The following is a 17,681-nucleotide window of genomic DNA, read 5'->3' on the forward strand; positions in this document are numbered from 1 at the left end:
GCCCGCGCAAGCCTGCGCCGCGGCCGCTCCCGGCGCGGCGCCTCAGTGCGACGGGGGCGGGCGGGAGGCGCCGCCGTCCGCCTCGTGCTCGACTGCGGCATCGCTTCCATGCCCTCCGGATTCGTCGCTTGTCCGGGCCTCGGCCCGCGCTTCGCGGGCCTGCCGACGCATCGCGCGCAGCGCCACCACGGCGGCCGCGATGCCGGCCGCCGCGCCCACGCCGAGCGACCAGCGCGGCCCGAAGCGGTCCGCCACCCAACCGACGATCGGCGCGCCGATGGGGGTGCCGCCCATCACGATCGCCACGCGCAGCGCCGTCACGCGGCCGCGCATGCCCGGCTCGGTGGACAGCTGCATCAGGCTGTTCGACGAATTGGTGATGGTCAGCGCGGCGACGCCGACCACCACCAGCATCGCGCCGAAGATCCAGAAGCCCGGCGCGAGGGCCGCGCAGGCGCAGCCGATGCCGAACACCACGCAGCCGCCAAGCAGCGTGCGCAGCGTGGGCCGGTCGCGGCCGGCGGCCACCAGCGCGCCCGCGATGGTGCCGATCGCCATGATCGACGACAGCAGCCCGAAGCCGCTCGCGCCGGCATGGAACACGTCGACGGCCATCGTCGCGATGTAGATCTGGAAGTTGAGCCCGAAGGTGCCGATCAGGAACAGCATCGCGAGGATCGCGAGCAGGTCGGGCCGGCCGCGCACGTAGCGCACGCCGGCCGCGAGGCCGCCCTGCGCGCGCCGCGAACGCGCGCCCGGATGCTGCTCGGAGACGCGCAGCCGCGACAGCGACACCAGCACCGCGCCGAACGACAGGCCGTTCGCAACGAACGCCCAGCCGGTGCCGATCGACGAGATCACGAGCCCCGCCACGCCGGGGCCGATCATGCGCGCCGCGTTGAACACGGTGGAATTGAGCGCGACCGCGTTGGCGAGGTCGGCGTCGCCGACCAGCGAGGTGACGAAGGTCTGCCGCACCGGCGCGTCGAACGCGGCCACGCTGCCGAACAGCAGCGCGAACAGGTACACGTGCCACAGCCGCGCCACGCCGGCCACCACGATCACGCCGAGCCCGAACGCGAGCACGCCCATCAGCGCCTGCGTCGCGCGCAGCAGCTTGCGCTGGTCGAAATGGTCGGCCGCATAGCCGGTCCACGGCAGCAGCAGCATCTGCGGCGCGTATTGCAGCGCCATCACGATGCCGACCGCCGAAGCGTCGTGGCGCGTCAGCTGGGTAAGCACGAGCCAACTCTGCGCGGTGCGCTGCACCCAGGTGCCGACGTTCGAGACGAGCGCGCCGGCGGCCCAGAGCCGATAGTTCGGATTGCGTAGCGAACGGAACGAGCGGGCCAGGTTCATTCGCGTTCTCCACGGCAACGGCGACTCGGGTCATCGCGGAGACGCGCGCCGGCCGGCGCGTTCGGCGCAACGACCGGCATCGAAGCGGCATGCGCGCGCATGGCTCAGAACTCCGCGAGCCGCTGCAGCAGCGCGACGGCCGCCGCCAGCTCGCGCCGCTCGCGCGCCGACAGCTGCGCGTCGAGTGCGCGGCCGAGCCAGTCCTCGCGCGCCGCGCGGCTCGCCTGCAGGCGCTCGCGAAACGCGTCGGCAAGCGCCATCAGCGTCTGCCGGCCGTCGGCCGGATCGGGCGTGCCGACCACGGCGCCCTGCGCCTCGAGCGCGGCGACGGTGGCGCGCATCGACTGCGGACGCACGCTTTCGGCGCGCGCGAGCGCCGACACGGTGGCCGGCCCGTCGCGTTCGAGCCGCAGCAGCACCGAACGCTGCGAGGACGTGAAATCGCCGCTGCGCGCCTGCTCGCGCAGACGCCGCATCAGCTTGCCGAGCGCGATCCGCAGCTCGCCGGCCAGCTCGGCGTCGCCGGAGGAAGCGGTGGGGTCGAAGGAATTGGGGATTTCAACCATTCGCGCACGTTATCAATTTTACAGGAAAACTGCACAGTTAAACTGCATAATCGGTTTCGCGTGCGCGGCTCGTCCGGCCATACCGCCGGAATTTTGCTCGTGTCAGAATCCCCGAATCCGCCGATCCCGGCGACCGATCCGACGCCACGCCATGCCCGTCTCGCCTCGCCGCCAGCTGTTCACGCTCTACGCCTCGCTCCTCGGCGCAAACCTCGCCGCCTGGATCTGGGCGCTCGTCGCGCTGCGCGACCATCCGCTGCTGCTCGGCACCGCCGCGCTCGCCTATGGCTTCGGCCTGCGCCACGCGGTGGACGCCGACCACATCGCCGCGATCGACACGGTCACGCGCAAGCTGATGCAGGAAGGCAAGCGGCCGTTCTCGGTCGGTCTGTTCTTCTCGCTCGGCCACTCGACGATCGTGATCGTCGCCACGCTCGGCATCGCGATCTCCGCGCTCGCACTGCGCACGCGCTTCGACGGCTTCAAGGCGGTGGGCGGCACGATCGGCACGGCGGTGTCGGCGAGCTTCCTGCTCGTGCTCGCGATCGTCAATCTCGTGATCCTGCGCGACATCTGGCGCCGCTACCGGCGCGCGCGCGCGACCGCCGCGCATCCCGACGCACCGGCCGCCGATCACGATCACGCGGGCCACCGTCACGCGGCGGGCGGCCTGCTCACGCGCCTGCTGCGCCCGCTGTTCCGGCTCGTCACGAAGAGCGCGCACATGTATCCGGTGGGCCTGCTGTTCGGGCTCGGCTTCGACACGGCCACCGAGATCGGGCTGCTCGCGATCGCCGCCGCGCAGGCCAACCAGGGGCTGCCGCTGCACGCGGTGCTGGTGTTCCCGGCGCTGTTCACGGCCGGCATGACGCTGATCGATTCGACCGACAACGTGCTGATGGTCCACGCCTACGGCTGGGCGATGGACGACCCGCGGCGCAAGCTCGCCTACAACCTCAGCATCACCTTCGTCTCGGCCGCGGTCGCGCTCGTGATCGGCGGCGTCGAGGCGCTCGGCCTCGTCGCCGACCGGCTCGGGCTGGCCGGCGGCGGCTGGGACCTGATCGCCGCGATCAACGATCGCTTCGGCATGATCGGCTATGCGATCGTCGGGCTGTTCCTCGCCTGCTGGGTCGGCTCGATCCTGTTCCATCGCTGGCGCCGCGCCAGCTCGCAGCTCGTCTGAACGGCGCGGGCCGTCCCCAACCGCCTACAGCATTTCCAGCGGCTGCTTCTCGCGCGGCGGGCGAAACGCCACGTCGAGCCGGGCCAGCGCCGCGTCGTCGATCACCAGGTCGAGCGCCGCGCGGTTCGCGCGCACGTGCTCGACGCTGCCCGCCTTCGGAATCGCGATCATGTCGTCACGGCGCAGCACCCAGGCCAGCGCGACCTGCTCGGGCGTGGCGTCGCGCTCGCGCGCGATCTCGTCGAGCACGGTGCCTTTGGGCAGGCGCAGGTGGTCGATCGGGCTGTACGCCATCGCCGGTATGTGCCGCGTGGCCTGCCACGGCAGCAGGTCGAATTCCGGCCCGCGCCGCGCGAGGTTGTAGAGGATCTGGTTGGTCGCGCAGCCGGCACCGCCCGCGGCGACCAGCTCCTCCATGTCGTCGGTGTCGAAGTTGCTGACGCCCCAATGGCGGATCTTGCCGGCCGCGCGCAGGCTCTCGAACGCTTCCAGCGTCTCGTCGAGCGGCACGCCGCCGCGCCAGTGCAGCAGGTAGAGATCCAGCCGGTCGGTGCCGAGCCGCCTCAGGCTCGCCTCGCACGAGGCAATCATGTGACGGCGGTCGGCATGGTGCGGATAGACCTTGCTGACCAGGAACAGCCCGTCGCGCAGACCGTGGATCGCCTCGCCGACGAGTTCCTCGGTGGCGCCGTCGCCGTACATCTCGGCCGTGTCGATCAGCGTCAGTCCCGCCTCGATGCCGGCCCGCAGCGCGGCGATCTCGGCGGCACGGCGCGCGGGCCGCTCGCCCATCTCCCAGGTGCCCTGCCCGAGCTTCGCCACCCGCTCGCCGTCGGGCAGCGCAATCATGTCGATCGTGTTCGCCATCTCGTCCTCGCCAGTAGTCCGGCACCATGCCGGACTGCCAGTGTAGCGAGTCGCGCGCGGCGCCGCGTCCGGCGCGCCGGCATACGGACTATCACCGAGGCGGGCCGGCCGGCCGCAACCACGGCGCGCGAATGTCATAAAATGACCCCACCCTGTTTCACGCCCCCCTCATGAAGCCACCGACGGAAGACCGCTGGCACGATCTGCGCCCGGACCCGGACAACGACACGCCGCTGTACCTGCAACTCGCGCGCAAGCTCGGCGAAGCGATCCACGAGAACCGCTGGACGGCCGGCGAGGCGCTGCCGTCCGAGCGCGTGCTGTCGGAGGCGCTCGGCGTGTCGCGGATCACCGCGCGCAAGGCGATCGCGCTGCTGGTCGAGCAAGGATTGATCCGCCGCACCCACGGCGCCGGCAATTTCATCCAGCCGCGCTACGAGGATCCGCTCTCGCGGCTGTCGAGCTTCAGCGAGATGCTGCGCCGCCGCGGTTTCACGCCGAGCTCGCGCTGGATCGCGCGCAGCGTGCAGCCCGCCAATCGCGACGAGGTGATCCAGCTGGGGCTCTCGCCCGCCGCGTCGGTCACGCGGCTCAAGCGGCTGCGGCTCGCCGACGACATCGTGATGGCGGTCGAGAACTCGACGTTCCCGGCCACGCTGATCCCCGATCCGGCCTCGATCGGCGATTCGCTCTACAGCTGGCTGGAACAGCGCGGCACGCCGATCGTGCGCGCGCTGCAGCATTTCCGCGCCGTCAACGCGAGCGAGGAAATCGCCCAGCAGATGGGCATCGCGCCGCACGACGCGCTGCTGCTGATCACGCGGATCGGCTACACCACCGACCAGCGCGCGATCGAGCTGACGGACACCTACTGCCGCAACGACTACTACGACTTCGTCGTCGAGTTGCGCAAGTAGCCTTGGGCGCGCGCGGCGGCGGGGCCGCCGCCGGTTCCATGATCGCGGCGGGCCGGGCGCCGCGCCTCACGCCCCAAGCCCGTCCGATCCATCAGATGGATCGAACCCGCCGCCCTCAGGCGAGCCAGCGCGGCGCATCGGTGCCCGGCGGCACGGGCGGACGCGCGAAGCGCGGCGGCGTCAGCGACAGCCGCTCGGCGGGCCGCACGCCGTGGACCACGCCGAACGGCGACACCAGCGGCGGGGCGAGGCAGTCGCGCACCGCCTCGAGCGGCCAGTCCGGCACCTCGCGGCCCGCGTCGAGCGTGCCGAACGATTGCAACCAGCGCCCGGTCTGCGCGAGCGAGACGCGCACGCGCCAGCTGCCGCCCTCGCGCGCGCGCCGCGCCAGCGCCGCCATCGCGCCGAACGCGGCCAGATAGCCGGTGGCGTGATCGAGCGCCTGACACGGCAGATGCACGGGGCCGGCCGCGCCGGTCGCCTGCTGCTCGCGCCAGGCGATGCCGCTCGCCGACTGCACGAGGCTGTCGAAGCCGCGCCGCATCGCCCACGGCCCCTCGTATCCATAGGCGCAGACCGACACGCAGACGATGCCGGGATGGCGCGCCGCCAGCGCCTCGTCGCCGAAGCCGCGCGCGGCCAGCGAGCCGGGCCGGTACGACTGCAGGAACACATCGGCGCCGGCCGCGAGCGCGTCGAGCGCCGCGCGGCCCGCCGCGTCGCGCAGGTCGAGCTGCGCGGAGCGCTTGCCGCGCCCGTTGTCGATCACGAGCGCCGCGATGTTCGGCAGGTGCGGGCCGTTGACGAGCAGCACGTCGGCGCCATGCTGCGCGAGCGTGCGCCCCGCCACCGGGCCGGCGATGATGCGCGTGAGATCGAGCACGCGCACCCCGGCGAGCGGCATGTGGGGCGAGCCGGCGCCGATCGCGCGCGGCGGCGCGTCGCCGATGCGCTCGATCTCGAACAGCGGCTGGCGTTCGAGCGCGCGTGCCGCGTCGAGCGCCGCCCATTCCTCCGGACTGCGAATCAAGGCGGCGCACAGCCCCGCCTCGGCCAGCGTCGCGTCGAGTTCCGCGCCGTCGCGTTCGAGGATCGCGGCGGCGATCGCTTCGCGCGTATCGGCGCAGCCAAGCACCTTGACGATGCCCTGCCGGTGATGCGCGAAGTTCGCATGCAGCTGGATCCAGCGGCCGTCGCGCGTCGCGTGGAAACCGGTGACGGGGTCGCGCGGGTCGGGCGGCGGCGCGTCGTCGACACGCAGGTAGCGTTCGCTGCGGAACGCCGCGAGCGCGTCGCGCTGCGAGACGGCCACGCGCTGTTCCCGGCCGTCGCGCAGGCGCAGGCATTCGGCGGCGGCCAGCCCCGCCGCCGCGATCGTCGAGGCCGCCAGCGCGCCCACCCGATGCACCGACGGCAGCGCCGCGCCGCCGTCGCCAGGGTCGCCGTCGTCGGCGAGATCGACGCGCGCGAGCGCGGCCGGATCGCCGAGCGCCGTCTGCCACAGGGTTTGCAAAGCCAGTCGCGCATCCATCGTCGTGTCTCCTGCCGGATTCGAAAAGTGTGGGACGAGTCTAGAATTGCCGCGCCGGCCGATCAATCTTGATCGGCGGAATCAATGCATAAATAGTCATCCGGACAACCGCGTGCCATGGCGCGCAGGGAGCGATCGTGACGGCCCGACTCAGCGCGACCGAAGCCGCCCGGCGGCTCGGCGTGAGCCTGCCAACCCTCTACGCCTACGTGAGCCGCGGGCTGCTGGGCTCGTGGCCCGACGGCGCGTCGAAGCGGCGCCGCTACGACGCCGACGAGGTCACGCTGCTCGCGCGTCGGCGCGCCGACGCGAAACGCGCGGGCGGCGTGGCCGAACGCACGCTCGACTGGGGGCTGCCGGTGCTCGAATCGCGGATCACGCAGATCGCCGACGGCGTGCTGCGCTATCGCGGCCGCGACGCGGTGGCGCTCGCCGCGTCCGCCTCGCTCGAGGACGTGGCGGCGCTGCTGTGGGACTGCGCGCCCAGCGCCGTGCGGGCCGAGGCCTGCCTGTCGGGATTCGATGCCGCCCGCTGGCGTGACGCACTGCGCGAATGGGCCGGCAGCGCGCCGCTCGATCGCGCGCTCGTGATGCTGCCCGCCGCGGCGGCGCGGTTGCCGCGCCTGTCGGACCCCGGCCGCGAGGCACGGGGCGAGATGGCCGCGGCGCTGTTGCGCGCGACCGTCGCCGCGCTGGCCGGCACCGTGCCGTCGATGCTGCCGGCGCACCGGCAGTTCGCGATCGCCTGGGCGGTGCGCGGCCGCGCCGGCGCCGGGCTGCTGCGCCGCGCACTCGTGCTGTGCGCCGATCACGAACTCAACCCGTCGACGTTCGCGGTGCGCTGCATCGCATCCACCGGCACGCACCTGTTCGGCGCGATCGCGGGCGGGCTCGCCGCGCTGTCGGGGCCGCGCCACGGCGGCGAGACGGCGCTGGCCCGCGCGTTGCTCGACGAGGCCGGGCGCGCCGCCGATCTCGACCGCTATCTCGCCGCGCGGCTCGCGCAGGACATGCGCGAGGCCGGCGGCCGCACGCGCCTGGCGGGCTTCGGCCATCCGCTCTACCCGGCCGGCGACCCGCGCGCGGCCTCCCTGATCGAGGCGCTGCGCGTGGCCGCGCCGCGCAACGCGGCGCTGCGGGTGGGGCTGGAGGTGGCCACGCGCGTCGGGGCGGTCACCGGCGAGCGGCCGACCATCGATTTCGCGCTCGCGCTGCTCGAACGCGCGCTGGCGCTGCCGGACGGCGCCGCGTTCGTGCTGTTCGCGGCCGGCCGCGTGACGGGCTGGATCGCGCATGCGCTCGAACAACAGCACGACGGCAAGCTGATCCGGCCACGCGCGCGCTACGTGGGCGCCGACGCGGCGCCGGCCTGAAACGGCGCGATGCATGCCTGTGACCCGGCGGCGTGATCCCGCGCCGGCGGCTCACGGGCAGCCCGCTCCGGCGCTGCCCCACGGCCCGACCAACGCCGCCACGCTCACCACTCACGCACCGCGGCCTCCCGCGCGCCGCGCGCGGGTCTCGTCCAACCATCCGCCCCCGAATCTCCTGCGCGTGCCGGCTTATTTTTTTACAATGACGGCTGTTTCGCGACCACGAGCCTGCCCATGTCCCGTCCCGCCGCCCCTACCCCGAGCGAATCGTCGTTGACCGTGATGCTGTGGGTCGTCGCGACCGGCTTCTTCATGCAGACGCTCGACGCGACCATCGTCAATACCGCGCTGCCGTCGATGGCCGCGAGCCTCGGCGAATCGCCGCTGCGCATGCAGTCGGTGGTGATCGCCTACTCGCTGACGATGGCGGTGATGATCCCGGTCTCGGGCTGGCTCGCCGATACGTTCGGCACGCGCCGCGTGTTCTTCAGCGCGATCCTGATCTTCTCGGCCAGCTCGCTGCTCTGCGCGAGCGCGCACACGCTGCCGCAGCTGGTGGCCTCGCGCGTGGCGCAGGGCGTGGGCGGCGCAATGCTGCTGCCGGTCGGGCGGCTGGCCGTGTTGCGCACGTTCCCGGCCGAGCGCTACCTGCCGGCGCTGTCGTTCGTCGCGATCCCGGGCCTGATCGGCCCGCTGATCGGGCCGACGCTGGGCGGCTGGCTCGTCGAGATCGCGTCGTGGCACTGGATCTTCCTGATCAACGTGCCGGTGGGCGTGGTGGGCTGCATCGCGACGTTCTACTCGATGCCCGACTCGCGCGACCCGGCCGCCGGCCGCTTCGACCTGAAGGGCTACCTGCTGCTGACGGTCGGCATGATCGCGGTGTCGCTCTCGCTGGACGGACTCGCCGACCTCGGCATGGACCACGCCGCCGTGCTGGTGCTGATGATCCTCGGCCTCGCCGCGTTCGTCGCCTACGGGCTCTACGCGGTGCGCGCGCCGCATCCGATCTTCTCGCTCGAACTGTTCCGCATCCACACCTTCAGCGTCGGCCTGCTCGGCAACCTGTTCGCGCGGATCGGCAGCGGCGCGATGCCGTACCTGATTCCGCTGCTGCTGCAGGTGAGCCTCGGCTATTCGGCGTTCGAGGCCGGCCTGATGATGCTGCCGGTGGCGGTGGTCGGGATGTTCTCGAAGCGGCTGATCACACACCTGATCCAGCGTCACGGCTACCGCAAGGTGCTGCTCGTCAACACCGTGATGGTCGGGCTGCTGATGGCGAGCTTCGCGCTGATGCGCGACAACGTGCCGGTGTGGGTGCAGGTGCTGCAGCTCGCCGTGTTCGGCGGCTTCAATTCGATGCAGTTCACGGCGATGAACACGCTCACCCTGAAGGACCTCGGCACCGGCGGCGCAAGCAGCGGCAACAGCCTGTTCTCGCTGGTGCAGATGCTGTCGATGAGCCTCGGCGTGACGGTGGCGGGCGCGCTGCTCGCGACCTTCACCGGCGTGATGCGCAGCGTGACGCCCACCCACACGCTGCCGGCGTTCCATGCGACGTTCTTCTGCGTCGGCATCATCACGGCCGGCTCGGCGTGGATCTTCGCGCAGCTCGCGCCGGACGTGCGCGGCAGCGCGAAGAAAACCGATCCCTCGGAACGCGCCTGACGCCGGGTGGAACGGGACGGCGCGATGAAAAAACGCGCCGCCGCCGTTGCACGCGCCGGCGCATCGAGGCGCGAACCGGCCGCACCAACACGGTGCGCGAATCGAACGACATCGACCGAAACCGCCTGGGATCGGTGCCCGCCCAAGGCGCCGGATCGCGCGATCGGCCAGCGCGGGCCATGCGGCCGGACTCGGGCAGGCAGCCTCTCGCGCGCATGTTTCTTGCTCGGTCACTCCGGGTAGGTAAACTGTCATCCTCTTCCCGGCCGACATCATGATGACCATGATCGATATCGATCCCCCCGGCTTCCAGCCGCCGCGCCCCGTCGCGGGCGACGACGGCAACCGGCGCACCGTGCTGTACGGCGACTACACGGTGTTCAGCGTGTTCCAGCCCGTGTTCTCGGTCTCGCACCGGCGCGCGATCGGCTATCACGCCTCGCTGCGCGCGCGCGGCGCCGACGGCCAGCCGGTGCCGTCGCATGAAGTCTTCACGCAGGCGGCGCGGCGCGGGGATCTGCTCGAACTCGGCCGGCTCGCCGAATCGCTGCACCTCGGCAATTTCCATGCGTTCGACAGCCACGACGAATGGCTCTTCCTGAGCCTGCATCCGGCCGCGCTGATGGACACCATCTACGGCGACGCGCTGCTCGCCAACCTGAAGGCGCTCGGCCTGCCGCCGCAGCGCGTGGTGCTGGAAGTGCCGGAGCAGGCGGGCGGCGAGACCCCGCGCTTCGGCGCGATCGTCGACGGGCTGCGCAAGGCCGGCTTCCTGATCGCGCTGGGCGGCTTCGGCGCGAAGCATTCGAACATCGACCGCGTCTGGCATCTGCATCCCGACATCGTCGCGCTCGATCGCGGCATCCTCGCGCAGGCGAGCGAGCACTCGCATCTCGAACGCGTGCTGCCGGGGCTCGTCTCGCTGCTGCACGAATCGGGGCAGCTCGTGATGATGGGCGGCCTGTCCACCGAGCGCGACGCGCTGATCGCGCTCGAGTGCAACGTCGATTTCGTGCAGGGCCAGTATTTCTCGGGACCGAGCGTCGAGCCGGTGCAGCCGCAGGCCGCCGCGGGCGCGATGGACACGCTGTCGGCCGCGCTGCGCCTGCGCGTGGCCGAGCGCGAGCGAGGCCAGCAGGCACGCCTCGCGCCGTATGTAATCGCGCTCCAGCAGTCCGGCACGCGGCTCGCCGCCGGCGACGAGGTCGAGAGCGCCACCGGCGAGCTGCTCGCGCTCCCCGACACCGCGCGCTGTTTCGTGCTCGATTCCTCCGGCCGCCAGATCGGCGACAACGTGCTGCCGCGCACGCGCGCCTCGCAGCGCGCGAAACGCTTCCGGCCGCTGCTGCACTCGGAAGGCGCGAGCTGGGCGAGGCGCCCGTACTTCATCGAGGCGATGCGCGCGCCGGGACGCGTGCGCGTGACGCCGCCCTACCTGTCGATCAACGAGGCGCATCTGTGCGTGACCGCCTCGGTGGCCGTGCCGCGCGCGGACGGCATGCAGGTGCTCTGCGTCGACATCAACTGGTGAGCGCGACGGCGACGGCGCGGCGCCTTCGTTGCCTGCTCGCCGCCATCGGACGACTTCTCTCGCTCACGAGCCGGCTCAGGTCTCGTCGGCGATCACCGGCAGATCGTGGACCGAATCGCGCAGCGTATGCAGCAGCACGTCGGCGCGCCAGCGCGTGCGCGCGCGATCGCGCGTGGCGAGCTGCACGAGTTCGCGCAGCCGCGCGTTGATCGGCGCGGTGAGCCCGAGCTCGGCCGCGAGCCGCACGATCTCGCCGTTCAGCCAGTTCACCTCGGTCGCGCGGCCGGCCGCGACGTCGTCGGCCATCGACGAGCGTGCGAGCGGATCGATCGCCAGCATCGCGCCCGCGAGCCGCATGAACAGCGCGTCGGGCAGCGACAGCACGGTCGGCAGCCAGCCGGCCGGCAGCGGCGTGAGCCGCGCGGGGCGGATGCCGGCGCGGCGCATCACGCGCAGCGCCTCGGCCTGCGCGAGCGCGAGGCAGCGCCGGTAGTCGCGCGTGCCGAGCTGCTCGCGCAGCGGCATCGCGGCCAGCGCGTTGATCGCGTTGTTGAGATTGAACAGCAGCTTGGCCCACTGCACGGCGACGATGTCCTCGCGCACGCGCAGCGGCAGCCCGGCCCGCTCGAACGCGGCGGCCACCGGCGCGAGCCGCGGCGACGCCTCCACCGCGAGTTGCCCCGCCGAGCCCTGGTGGAACACCCCGTCGCCGCGCGCGATCACGTTGAACGGCACCATGCCGGCCAGCACCGTGCGGCCCGGCAGCGCGATGCGCAGCGCATCGGCCTGGCGCACGCCGTTCTGGAAGCTGATCACCACCGTGCCGGGGCGCAGCACCGGTTCGAGCGCGGCGGCCGCGGCCGGGGTGGCCGCGCACTTGACCGTGACGAGCACCGCGTCGGCCTCGGCCAGCGCGCGCGTATCGGTGTCGAAGGCGATCCGCGCGGCATCCACCTGCGCCTCGCGGCCCAGGTAATCGGTCAACGTCAGGCCGTGCCGGCGCAGCATCTCGCCCGTGGCGGCACGGCCGACGAAGCGCACCTCGGCACCGGCGACCGCGAGCCGGCCGCCGAGATAGCAGCCGATGGCGCCCGCGCCGAACACCGCGAGCGTCGTCACCGTCGCTCAGATTCGCGCGCCGTGCGGCCCGTGACGCTGCGGCCCCGCACGCCGTTCCACTTCATCGCGCAACTCGCGGCGCAGCCCGGCGTAGAACGCCACCTCGGCGACCACGAACAGCGGCCCGATCGCGAGGCCGATCACGTCGTCGACGAACGCGGGCTTGCGCCCCTCGAACGCATGGCCGACGAACTGGATCACCCAGCCGACCAGGAACAGCCCGATGCCCCAGGCGAGCCAGTGCGCGGTGGGCCCCGCCGCGAGCGCCTGGCCGGCCCACAGCGCCAGCCCGAGCAGCACGCTCATGGCCAAGCCGAAGCGCAGGTCGAGGCGCAGGTAGTAGATCGCGGTGGCCACCGTCAGCACCAGCGCCGGGGTCAGCGCGACGCCAGCCGCGCCGCCGGCAACGGGCCGCGACAGCAGCACGGCGACCGCGACGACGATCATCGGGATGCCGAACAGGTGGGTGACGATGTTGCGTGTATCGCGGTGATACGCGGCGTAGTTCGCGAGTTGATCGACCAGTGTTTTCATCGTGCCTGTCTCCTTGGACGAGCGCTATCATGCGCGTTGCCCCAGGCCCGCGCTGTCAGCTACCCGACATCCCCCATGCCCACGCCGTCCGACCTCGATTCGTCGCAACTCGACGCGAACCCCTGGTTCCGGACCCTGCCCGACGCGCTGCGCGCCCGGCTGCGCGCCGGCGCCACCGTGCAGACGCTCGCGGCCGGCGCCACGCTGTTCCGGCGCGGCGACCCGCCCTGCGGCCTCTACGCGGTGCTGTCCGGCGCGCTCAGCATCGGCGCGGTCGATCCCGACGGCCGCGAAGCGTTGCTGACCGTGCTCGAACCCACCACCTGGTTCGGCGAGATCTCGCTGTTCGACGGCCAGCCGTGTACGCACGATGCGATTGCCGTGGAGAACACACGACTTTTGCATTTCACGCAAGCTGCATTGCAACAACTGCTCGACGACGAGCCGCGCTACTGGCGACATTTCGGGCTCCTGATGGCGCAGAAGCTGAGGCTGTCGTTCATGACCGTGGAGGCCATCAGCCTGATGCCGGCGGCGCAGCGGCTGGCCGCGCGGCTGCTGATGATCGCCGAGGGCTACGGCGGCATCAGCACCGGCCACACGCGCATCCGGCTCTCGCAGGAGCGGCTCGCCGCGCTCGCCTCGCTGACGCGGCAGACCGCCAACCAGCTGCTGAAGGAGCTGGCCGCGCGCGGCGTGGTGCGCGTGCAGGTGGGGGAAATCGAGATCCTCGACCTCGACGCGCTGCGCGCGGCGAGCGGCGAGATCGGCCGCGCGATCTGAGCCGGCCGCGCGATGCTGCGCGCTCTGGAGGAAACCGTCGAAACGATCGCGGCGATCATGACGAATCCGGCACGCGATCGGTCTCGATCGGTGCCGCGTCATGGAAAGGCGGGACAGCGCGCGGTGCCGCCGGAAGCGATTCAGGAACGGCACGCCAGAAACGACAATGCCCTCGCAAGGAGGGCATCGGCGAGGCACGCCGGCCAGCCGGCCGGCGCAGCAGCGTGACGGCGGGCCTTAGGCGAAGTTCTTCGCGGCGAAGTCCCAGTTCACGACGTTCCAGAACGCCTCGACGAACTTCGGACGCGCGTTGCGGTAGTCGATGTAGTACGCGTGTTCCCACACGTCGATCGTCAGCAGCGGCTTCGCGTCGGTCGTCAGCGGCGTGGCGGCGTTGCTGGTCGAGACCAGGTCGAGCGAGCCGTCGGCCTTCTTCACGAGCCATGCCCAGCCCGAGCCGAACGTGCCGATCGCGGTCTTCGCGAACGCTTCCTTGAACGCGTCGAACGAACCCCACTTGGCGTTGATCGCGTCGCCCAGCGCGCCCGTCGGAGCGCCGCCGCCGTTCGGCGACAGGCTGTTCCAGAAGAACGTGTGGTTCCAGATTTGCGCGGCGTTGTTGAAAATACCGCCCGACGACTTCTTCACGGTCTCTTCGAGCGACAGGTTTTCGAATTCCGTGCCCGGGATCAGATTGTTCAGGTTCGTCACATACGTTTGATGGTGCTTGCCGTAGTGGAACTGGATCGTTTCCTGCGAGATGTGCGGAGCAAGCGCGTCTTCAGAATAGGGCAGCGGCGGGAGCGTATGAGCCATGACGGATTCCTTTGAAGTGTATGTGTAGGGACTAGGGCCTGCAGAGCGTCCGATTGTAGGCGAGACCGAATAACCCCGCAAACTCGCGGGTATTCGGATCCGCCCGCCTTCGTTCGACCAGCGGCCCCGGCGTGATAACCGCTGTAATAACGAATATAAAAATCAGCGTGATGACAGCACGCCCGCCTGGTCCAGCATGATTCGGTCCCGCTGCGACGCGCCTCGTGAAACGCTCGTTCAGAACGTTTCATCAAGACGCGGCTGGACGTCGGCGATCGACACGTCCGCGGTGCCCTCGGCGAGATGCACGGTAAGCCGGCGCTGCGGCGCAAGCGCGCCCGGCGCGCGCACGGCACGCCCCGTCTGGGTGTCGATCAGCGCCGCGTAACCGCGCTCCAGCGTGCGCTGCGGGCTCAGCACCTCGAGTCGCGCCGCGTAGCCGGCCACGCGCGCCGCGGCGCGTTCGTGCCGGTGCCGCAGCGCGGTGTCGAGCCGTTGCGACCAGCCGGCGAGCGACTGCCGGGCGGCGGCCGCGTCGGGCCGGGTGCGCTGCCAGCGCAGCATCACCAGCGCGAAGCGCGCCCGCGCATCGCGCGCCGGCCGCGCGCCGGCCGAGCCGAGCCGCAGCGCGAGCTGCTGCAGGTGGGTGCGCTGTCGCGCCAGCCGCTCGGCCGGGCTCACCAGGCGCCGCGCCAGCCAGTCGAGCTGCTGGGCGCGCGCGTCGAGCCCGCGCCGCAAGCCGCGCGCGAGGGCCGCCTGGCGCTCGGCCAGTTCGCGCAGCAGCAGCGCGCGCTGCGGGCTGACCAGCTCGGCCGCCCCGGTCGGCGTCGGCGCGCGCAGGTCGGCGGCGAAATCGGCGATCGTGAAATCGGTCTCGTGGCCGACCCCGCTCACCACCGGCAGTTCGCTCGCGGCGATCGCGCGCGCCAGCGCCTCGTCGTTGAACGACCAGAGATCCTCGATCGAGCCGCCGCCGCGGCAGATGATCAGCACGTCCACCTCGCGCCGCGCGTTGGCCGTCTCGACCATCGCCGTGAGCTTGTCGGCCGCGCCCGCGCCCTGCACCGGCGCCGGATAGACGATCACCGGCACATGCGGCGCGCGGCGCGCGAGCGTGGTCAGCACGTCGCGCAGCGCCGCGGCCTGCAGCGAGGTGACGATGCCGATCGCGCGCGGATGCACGGGCAGCGGCCGCTTGCGCCGCGGGTCGAACAGCCCCTCGGCCTCGAGCTGCGCCTTGAGCCGCAGGAACGCCTCGAACAGCTTGCCCTGGCCGGTGCGCCGCACCGCCTCGACGTTGAGCTGCAACTCGCCGCGCGGCTCGTACATGCTGACCAGCGCGCGCACCTCGATGCGGTCGCCCTCGCGCGGCGTGAACGGCGCATGCTGGGCCCGGCCGCGGAACATCACGCAGCGCATCTGCGCGTCCTTGTCCTTGATCGAGAAATACCAGTGGCCGCTCGCTGCGCGCGTGAAGTTCGACACCTCGCCCGACACCCAGCAGAGCGGGAACGAACGCTCGAGCATCGAGCCGATCGCGCGGTTCAGCGCGGAAACGGGAATCACGCCGTCGCCGGCGTCGCCGGCACGGCCGAAGGTGGCGCCGCCCGGGCCGGACGGAAAGGAATCGGATGGCATCGCGTAGGGAGGAATGAAGGCGCGCACACGATAGCCCCGTCGCGCCCCGGCGGCAAGCTTCGTGCTTCGCGCCGGCACCGGGCCCGCGCGTCCGGCGTTGCATCGGGGCCGCCCCAAGGCCGGCCCGCGCGCCCATCGGACACGAAGTGTCCACATGTGCCCCCGGTCGGCTCGCCGCTTGTGTCAAGCCCCTGGAAAACCCGCGTAAATCTCAATAACCTGTTGATTTAACACAATATCTTTGTGACATATTGTGTCAACCCGCCGATCGGACGCCCGCCACGCGGGCGTTTGCGCCGATCCCCCAGGCAGTTTTTCACAGAGTTATCCACAGGCGCGCCTTTATCTGACCCCGTGAGAACGCCGCCGCGGCCGCAAGGCCGCCTGCCCAGCCCGACTTGCCGCGCGCGGCGCCGCCGCGCTAGAGTGCCGCCTTTCGAGGGGAATCCGGCGCGCCGTCCCGGCCGCGCCGCCCTGGTCCCGGTTGTCCTGGAGAATCCGCTTGATCGATCCGTCGCCCGCCTTGCGCCTCGCCGGCGCCATCGCCCGATGAGCGGCGGCCTGCTCGCACGCGCCGAGGCGCGCATCGCCCGCGAATGGCGGCGACGCGGCCCGCTCGCGTGGGCGCTCACGCCGCTCGCCGCGCTGTTCGGCGCCTGCGCCGCGCTGCGCCGCGCCGCGTTCGCGGCCGGCTGGAAGGAAACCGTCGATGCCGGCCCGCCGGTAGTGGTGGTCGGCAACGTCACGGTGGGCGGCACCGGCAAGACGCCGACCGTGATCGCGCTGGTCGACGCGCTGCGCGCCAACGGCTTCCACCCCGGCGTGGTCTCGCGCGGCTACGGCGCCGCGATCCGCGAGCCCGCCGAGGTCCGCCCCGATTCGCTCGCCTCGCGCGCCGGCGACGAGCCGCTGCTGATCGCGCGACGCACCCAGGCGCCCGTGATGGTCTGCCCCGACCGCGTGGCCGCGATCCGGGCGCTCGCGGCCGCGCATCCCGAGGTGGACGTGGTGGTCAGCGACGACGGCCTGCAGCATTACCGGATGGCGCGCCGCGTCGAGCTGGTGGTGTTCGACCACCGTCTCGGCGGCAACGGCTTCCTGCTGCCGGCCGGCCCGCTGCGCGAACCGCTCACGCGGCACCGCGACGCCACGCTCGTCAACGATCCGTACAGCCGCGCGCTGCCGCCGTGGCCCGACACCTTCGCACTGCGGCTCGCGCCCGGCGACGCCTGGCATCTCGACGAGCCGTCGCGGCGCCGCCCGCTCGCGCAGTTCGCCGGCGAGCGCGTGCTGGCCGCGGCCGGCATCGGCGCGCCCGAGCGCTTCTTCGCGACGCTGCGCGCGGCCGGCCTCACGCCTGCCACGCGCGCGCTGCCCGACCATTACGCGTTCGCCGACAACCCGTTCACGAGCGACGACGCCGAGGTGATCCTGATCACCGAGAAGGATGCAGTAAAATTGGGGACTTCCTGGCGCGATGCCCGACTCTGGGTCGTCCCTGTCGAGGCCGCGCTCGATCCCCGCCTCATCGCTCTCGTTGTGGAGAAACTCCGTGGACGCTCGCCTGCTTGAAATCATCGTGTGCCCTATCTGCAAAGGCCCGCTCCACCATGACCGCGCCGCGCAGGAACTGATCTGCCACGCCGACAAGCTCGCCTACCCGATCCGCGACGGCATCCCCGTGATGCTCGTCGACGAGGCGCGCCAGACCGTGGAAGGCACGCCGGTCGATCCGGCCGGCCCCGCCGCCACGCACTGACGGGGGCTGCCGCGCCGGGTCGGCCGATGCCGAC

The 17,681-nt window shown here is 71.8% G+C and carries 17 protein-coding genes; 9 read left to right on the forward strand and 8 right to left on the reverse strand.

The window, feature by feature from the left end; genetic code table 11:
- Window positions 1-42: 42 nt before the first annotated feature.
- A complete protein-coding gene (locus bpln_RS14840; protein ID WP_055139164.1) occupies window positions 43-1,359 on the reverse strand; it encodes an MFS transporter in 1,317 nt (438 codons plus the stop codon).
- 104 nt (window positions 1,360-1,463) lie between these two features.
- Window positions 1,464-1,925 carry a MarR family winged helix-turn-helix transcriptional regulator gene (locus bpln_RS14845; protein WP_042625820.1) on the reverse strand — a complete coding sequence of 154 codons (462 nt, stop codon included), beginning with the start codon at window positions 1,923-1,925 and terminating at the stop codon, window positions 1,464-1,466.
- Window positions 1,926-2,076: 151 nt separating this feature from the next.
- Between bpln_RS14845 and bpln_RS14850 the strand changes: the two genes are divergently transcribed.
- Window positions 2,077-3,111 (forward strand): HoxN/HupN/NixA family nickel/cobalt transporter, encoded by a 1,035-nt coding sequence (locus bpln_RS14850; protein WP_042625821.1) that lies wholly within the window; start codon window positions 2,077-2,079, stop codon window positions 3,109-3,111.
- Between the two features lie 24 nt (window positions 3,112-3,135).
- Here bpln_RS14850 and bpln_RS14855 read toward each other — a convergent pair whose 3' ends face one another.
- Entirely contained in the window at window positions 3,136-3,978 is an 843-nt protein-coding gene (locus bpln_RS14855; protein WP_042625822.1) for an aldo/keto reductase, read from the reverse strand.
- Between the two features lie 170 nt (window positions 3,979-4,148).
- Here bpln_RS14855 and bpln_RS14860 point away from each other — a divergent pair, with 170 nt between their 5' ends.
- Complete coding sequence (locus bpln_RS14860; protein WP_055139165.1) at window positions 4,149-4,895, forward strand: GntR family transcriptional regulator; 747 nt, start codon at window positions 4,149-4,151, stop codon at window positions 4,893-4,895.
- 115 nt (window positions 4,896-5,010) lie between these two features.
- Here bpln_RS14860 and bpln_RS14865 read toward each other — a convergent pair whose 3' ends face one another.
- Entirely contained in the window at window positions 5,011-6,426 is a 1,416-nt protein-coding gene (locus bpln_RS14865) for a CoA transferase (protein ID WP_055139166.1), read from the reverse strand.
- Window positions 6,427-6,563: 137 nt separating this feature from the next.
- Between bpln_RS14865 and bpln_RS14870 the strand changes: the two genes are divergently transcribed.
- The 3 genes from bpln_RS14870 to bpln_RS14880 all read left to right on the forward strand — a co-directional run bounded on the left by bpln_RS14870 (window position 6,564) and on the right by bpln_RS14880 (window position 10,998).
- Window positions 6,564-7,799 carry a citrate synthase family protein gene (locus tag bpln_RS14870; RefSeq protein WP_055139167.1) on the forward strand — a complete coding sequence of 412 codons (1,236 nt, stop codon included), beginning with the start codon at window positions 6,564-6,566 and terminating at the stop codon, window positions 7,797-7,799.
- A 234-nt stretch (window positions 7,800-8,033) separates the two neighbouring features.
- Window positions 8,034-9,467: a multidrug transporter subunit MdtD gene (gene mdtD / locus bpln_RS14875; RefSeq protein ID WP_042625826.1), complete on the forward strand. Its 1,434-nt coding sequence runs from the start codon at window positions 8,034-8,036 to the stop codon at window positions 9,465-9,467.
- Window positions 9,468-9,744: 277 nt separating this feature from the next.
- The gene (locus tag bpln_RS14880; protein WP_042626734.1) at window positions 9,745-10,998 is read left to right on the forward strand and encodes a sensor domain-containing phosphodiesterase; all 1,254 of its coding nucleotides are present in this window, start codon (window positions 9,745-9,747) and stop codon (window positions 10,996-10,998) included.
- A 75-nt stretch (window positions 10,999-11,073) separates the two neighbouring features.
- On the opposite strand, the gene bpln_RS14885 is transcribed toward bpln_RS14880, so the two are convergent.
- A complete protein-coding gene (locus tag bpln_RS14885) occupies window positions 11,074-12,117 on the reverse strand; it encodes a 2-dehydropantoate 2-reductase (protein WP_055139168.1) in 1,044 nt (347 codons plus the stop codon).
- Between the two features lie 6 nt (window positions 12,118-12,123).
- Window positions 12,124-12,651: an Mpo1 family 2-hydroxy fatty acid dioxygenase gene (locus tag bpln_RS14890; protein ID WP_055139169.1), complete on the reverse strand. Its 528-nt coding sequence runs from the start codon at window positions 12,649-12,651 to the stop codon at window positions 12,124-12,126.
- 75 nt (window positions 12,652-12,726) lie between these two features.
- Here bpln_RS14890 and bpln_RS14895 point away from each other — a divergent pair, with 75 nt between their 5' ends.
- Together bpln_RS14895 and bpln_RS35610 are read left to right on the forward strand one after the other, a co-directional pair.
- On the forward strand, window positions 12,727-13,434 hold the full coding sequence (locus bpln_RS14895; protein WP_055139170.1) for a Crp/Fnr family transcriptional regulator: 708 nt from the start codon (window positions 12,727-12,729) through the stop codon (window positions 13,432-13,434).
- A 12-nt stretch (window positions 13,435-13,446) separates the two neighbouring features.
- Window positions 13,447-13,662, forward strand: a complete 216-nt coding sequence (locus bpln_RS35610; protein WP_123863570.1) for a hypothetical protein — start codon at window positions 13,447-13,449, stop codon at window positions 13,660-13,662.
- A gap of 9 nt (window positions 13,663-13,671) precedes the next feature.
- On the opposite strand, the gene sodB is transcribed toward bpln_RS35610, so the two are convergent.
- Together sodB and xseA are read right to left on the reverse strand one after the other, a co-directional pair.
- Complete coding sequence (gene sodB, locus bpln_RS14900; protein ID WP_055139171.1) at window positions 13,672-14,250, reverse strand: superoxide dismutase [Fe]; 579 nt, start codon at window positions 14,248-14,250, stop codon at window positions 13,672-13,674.
- 237 nt (window positions 14,251-14,487) lie between these two features.
- Window positions 14,488-15,888 carry an exodeoxyribonuclease VII large subunit gene (gene xseA / locus bpln_RS14905; RefSeq protein WP_042625831.1) on the reverse strand — a complete coding sequence of 467 codons (1,401 nt, stop codon included), beginning with the start codon at window positions 15,886-15,888 and terminating at the stop codon, window positions 14,488-14,490.
- Window positions 15,889-16,437: 549 nt separating this feature from the next.
- On the opposite strand from xseA, the gene lpxK reads away from it, so the two are divergent.
- Together lpxK and bpln_RS14915 are read left to right on the forward strand one after the other, a co-directional pair.
- A complete protein-coding gene (gene lpxK, locus bpln_RS14910) occupies window positions 16,438-17,460 on the forward strand; it encodes a tetraacyldisaccharide 4'-kinase (RefSeq protein WP_055139172.1) in 1,023 nt (340 codons plus the stop codon).
- Window positions 17,441-17,647: a Trm112 family protein gene (locus bpln_RS14915; RefSeq protein WP_015876828.1), complete on the forward strand. Its 207-nt coding sequence runs from the start codon at window positions 17,441-17,443 to the stop codon at window positions 17,645-17,647. The genes lpxK and bpln_RS14915 overlap by 20 nt, the downstream gene beginning before the upstream one ends.
- Window positions 17,648-17,681 lie beyond the last annotated feature (34 nt).

Origin of the sequence: Burkholderia plantarii (assembly GCF_001411805.1) — a bacterium.
In the GTDB taxonomy this organism is placed as follows: Bacteria; Pseudomonadota; Gammaproteobacteria; order Burkholderiales; family Burkholderiaceae; genus Burkholderia; species Burkholderia plantarii.

Excerpts from the sequence above, each read along its gene's own strand:
- sodB (WP_055139171.1), bottom strand. The coding sequence starts at position 14,250 with ATGGCTCATACGCTCCCGCCGCTGCCCTATTCTGAAGACGCGCTTGCT.
- bpln_RS14860 (WP_055139165.1), top strand. The coding sequence starts at position 4,149 with ATGAAGCCACCGACGGAAGACCGCTGGCACGATCTGCGCCCGGACCCG.
- bpln_RS14890 (WP_055139169.1), bottom strand. The coding sequence starts at position 12,651 with ATGAAAACACTGGTCGATCAACTCGCGAACTACGCCGCGTATCACCGC.
- bpln_RS35610 (WP_123863570.1), top strand. The coding sequence starts at position 13,447 with ATGCTGCGCGCTCTGGAGGAAACCGTCGAAACGATCGCGGCGATCATG.
- bpln_RS14855 (WP_042625822.1), bottom strand. The coding sequence starts at position 3,978 with ATGGCGAACACGATCGACATGATTGCGCTGCCCGACGGCGAGCGGGTG.
- bpln_RS14850 (WP_042625821.1), top strand. The coding sequence starts at position 2,077 with ATGCCCGTCTCGCCTCGCCGCCAGCTGTTCACGCTCTACGCCTCGCTC.
- lpxK (WP_055139172.1), top strand. The coding sequence starts at position 16,438 with ATGAGCGGCGGCCTGCTCGCACGCGCCGAGGCGCGCATCGCCCGCGAA.
- mdtD (WP_042625826.1), top strand. The coding sequence starts at position 8,034 with ATGTCCCGTCCCGCCGCCCCTACCCCGAGCGAATCGTCGTTGACCGTG.
- xseA (WP_042625831.1), bottom strand. The coding sequence starts at position 15,888 with ATGCCATCCGATTCCTTTCCGTCCGGCCCGGGCGGCGCCACCTTCGGC.
- bpln_RS14865 (WP_055139166.1), bottom strand. The coding sequence starts at position 6,426 with ATGGATGCGCGACTGGCTTTGCAAACCCTGTGGCAGACGGCGCTCGGC.
- bpln_RS14895 (WP_055139170.1), top strand. The coding sequence starts at position 12,727 with ATGCCCACGCCGTCCGACCTCGATTCGTCGCAACTCGACGCGAACCCC.
- bpln_RS14845 (WP_042625820.1), bottom strand. The coding sequence starts at position 1,925 with ATGGTTGAAATCCCCAATTCCTTCGACCCCACCGCTTCCTCCGGCGAC.
- bpln_RS14880 (WP_042626734.1), top strand. The coding sequence starts at position 9,745 with ATGACCATGATCGATATCGATCCCCCCGGCTTCCAGCCGCCGCGCCCC.
- bpln_RS14840 (WP_055139164.1), bottom strand. The coding sequence starts at position 1,359 with ATGAACCTGGCCCGCTCGTTCCGTTCGCTACGCAATCCGAACTATCGG.